The sequence below is a fragment of the Sandarakinorhabdus oryzae genome, from assembly GCF_009733735.1.
Classification (GTDB): domain Bacteria; phylum Pseudomonadota; class Alphaproteobacteria; order Sphingomonadales; family Sphingomonadaceae; genus Sandarakinorhabdus; species Sandarakinorhabdus oryzae.
In genome coordinates, this window is record NZ_WNJP01000253.1 from 1 (window position 1) to 2,908 (window position 2,908).

Consider the following 2,908-nt stretch of genomic DNA (forward strand, 5'->3'; position numbering starts at 1 on the left):
CGCGGTGCCGGTGACGGGCGGCAACGGCGCCGGTGGCGGTTCGGCGGCGCTGCCGGGCTTGCCGGCGGCGGGCTGGCCACCGGTCATCACATCATCGATGCTGATGTCGAAGGCGCGGGCCCGTTCTTCCAGCGTCTGTGGCGGCGCGGTGGTTGGCTTCGGCGTGACCAGCGGGCTGAGCCGCAGGCGCTGGCCAACACGCAGCACAAACGGTTCCTTCAGGCCATTATAGGCAATCAGGTCGCGCCAGCTCAGCCCATAGGCGCGGGCAATGGCGATGCCGGTTTCGCCGGCCTTTACGACATGGAACCGCCCCTGCGGTGTGACGATCGCGGCCGGTACCACACGGCGCGCCACCCAATCGGTGCGCGGCGGTGCCGGGGCGGGGCGCACTTGTGTCGGTGCGGATCGGGGGGGTGAAGTCGCGTCACGCGCGGGCGCCGGGCGCGGGACTGGCCGCGTTGCTGGTTGCGGGCGGCTGGTCATGCAGCCCGACAACGCCAGCAGCAGCAACAGGGCCGCAATGGGCTCTGGCGCCCGCCGCATCAGCTTTCGGCCAGATCGGCCAGCGCCGCCTTCAGCCGGCTCATGGATTGGTAATGCGTCATGTCGAGATGCAGCGGCGTCACCGAGATGCAGGCTTCGTGCATGGCCTTCAAGTCGGTCTCGTGGCCGGGGCTGGGCTTTTCCTTGCCGAAGCCGTGCCAGTAATAGGGGAAGCCGCGCGGATCGATGCGCTTGATCAGGTGGATATTGCCATAATCGCGGAAGCCCTGCTCGGTGACGCGCACGCCCTTCACGTCAGCGGCGAGCACCGGCGGGAAGTTGATGTTGATCAGCACACCCTCTGGCCATTCCGTGGCGATCACCCGGCGGATGACGGCGGCGCCGTGATGGGCGGCGCAGGAAAAATCCTCGTTGCCGGCGGTGTAATCCATCATCACCTGGCTCAAGGCGATCGATCGGATGCCGGCCAGGCAGCCTTCCATCGCGGCCGACACCGTGCCGGAATAGGTCACGTCTTCGGCGAGGTTGCCGCCGCGGTTGACGCCCGACAGGATCAGATCGGGCTTGTGATCTTCCAGCACCGCGCCCAGCGCCAGCATCACGCAATCGGTGGGGGTGCCCTTCACCGCAAAGCGGCGCGGGCTGATTTCGCGCAGCCGCACCGGCTGGCTCAGCGTCAGGCTGTGCCCGGCGCCCGATTGCTCCTCGGCCGGGGCGACCACCCACACATCATCGGACAGTTCGGCGGCAATGGCCTCCAGCGCGACCAGGCCGGGCGCATTGATGCCATCATCATTGGTGACGAGAATGCGCATCAGGGCTCCAGTTTTTCGAGGCCGGCCATGTAGGGCTTCAAGGCGTCCGGCACGACCACGCTGCCATCGGCCTGCTGGTAATTCTCGATCACTGCCACCAGCGTGCGGCCGACGGCGAGGCCGGAGCCGTTGAGCGTGTTGACCGGCCCACGGCTGCCCTTCTCGCCGGCCACCTTCCAGCGCGTGTTCATGCGCCGGCCCTGGAATTCGCCGCAGTCGGAGACGGAGCTGATTTCGCGCCAGGCACCCTGGCCTGGAAGCCAGACCTCAAGGTCGTACGTCTTGCGCGCCGCAAAGCCCATGTCGCCGGCGCACAGCAGCATGCGGCGATAGGGCAGGTTCAGCGCCTGCAAGATGGCCTCGGCGCTGGCCAGCATGTGCGCGTGCTCTTCCTCGGCCTGCTCCGGCGTGCAGATCGTCACCAGCTCGCATTTCTCAAACTGGTGCTGACGGATGAGGCCGCGCGTGTCGCGCCCGGCGCTGCCGGCCTCGCTGCGGAAACAGGGGGTCAGCGCCGTCATGCGGATCGGCAGCGCGGCCGCGTCGATGATCTCGCCGGCGACCAGGTTGGTCAGGCTCATCTCGGCGGTGGGGATCAGGTAGCGGCCATCGGTGGTCTTGAAGACGTCTTCCTCGAACTTGGGCAATTGCCCGGTGCCGAAGGCGGCCTCGGCTTTCACCAGCAGCGGCGCATAGGTCTCGGCATAGCCGTGCTTTGCCGTGTGGGTGTCGATCATATACTGGCCCAGGGCACGCTGCAGCCGGGCCAATGGCCCCTTCAGCACGGCAAAGCGCGCGCCCGCCACACGGGCGGCGGCTTCCGGATCATAGCCCAGTTTCGCTGCGACCAGGTCATGCTCCAGCGGCGCAAAATCGAAGGCGCGCAGGGTTCCCCAGCGCATCACTTCCACATTGCCATGCTCATCCACGCCATCGGGCACATCGGCAGCGGGCAGGTTTGGCAAGCTGACCAGCAGCGCCTCGGCCTTGTCGCTGGCCGCGCGCGCGGACTCTTCCAGCGCGGCGATTTCGTCTTTCAGGCCAGCAACTTCGGCCTTCAGCGCCTCGGCCCTTGCCATGTCCTTGGCAGCCATGGCGGCGCCAATCTCCTTGGACGCGGCGTTGCGGCGGGCGAGCGCCTCCTGCGCCCTGGTCTCGGCGGCGCGGCGATCAGCATCGGCGCTGAGCAGCGCATCCGCCGCATCACTGATGTCGCGGCGAGCCAGGCCGGCGGCGAAGGCGTGCGGGTCGGCGCGGAGGGCTTTGAGATCGTGCATGATGCGGCTGCCTTTGCCCTGATGAGGCGCTGGCTGCAAGCGCCCCCTTCCATGGCTGCGCCACCCTGCCTATGGTGAGCCGGTGATCGTTTCCTGCCCCAATTGCAGCACACAATATCGGGTGGCGGTGGGCGTGGTGATGCGCCGGCCGCGGATGAAGTGTGCCGCCTGCAACCATCGCTGGGTGCCGGCCGAAGAGATTGACGAGGATGAAGCCGTGGCCGCCGTGCAGGAGGAGGCGCGCGCCGCCAGCCTGCCGCCCCCGCCGCCGCCCGAACCGGAACCGGCGCCCGAACCCGAGCCGGAACC

Annotated in this window: 4 protein-coding genes; 1 reads left to right on the forward strand and 3 read right to left on the reverse strand. The window is 68.1% G+C overall.

All coding sequences use genetic code 11. The annotated features are described in order from the left end of the window. The 3 genes from GJ693_RS15125 to serS all read right to left on the reverse strand — a co-directional run. A partial coding sequence (locus tag GJ693_RS15125) for a LysM peptidoglycan-binding domain-containing protein (protein ID WP_235902971.1) occupies positions 1-393 on the reverse strand: 393 nt, incomplete at its 3' end. A gap of 152 nt (positions 394-545) precedes the next feature. Further along, a complete protein-coding gene (surE, locus tag GJ693_RS15130; RefSeq protein ID WP_156257082.1) occupies positions 546-1,322 on the reverse strand; it encodes a 5'/3'-nucleotidase SurE in 777 nt (258 codons plus the stop codon). Continuing rightward, positions 1,322-2,599: a serine--tRNA ligase gene (gene serS / locus GJ693_RS15135; RefSeq protein WP_156257083.1), complete on the reverse strand. Its 1,278-nt coding sequence runs from the start codon at positions 2,597-2,599 to the stop codon at positions 1,322-1,324. Before serS ends, surE begins: the two co-directional genes overlap by 1 nt. Before the next feature lie 82 nt (positions 2,600-2,681). On the opposite strand from serS, the gene GJ693_RS15140 reads away from it, so the two are divergent. After that, the coding region (locus GJ693_RS15140) for a zinc-ribbon domain-containing protein (RefSeq protein WP_197042252.1) at positions 2,682-2,908 on the forward strand (227 nt) is incomplete at its 3' end.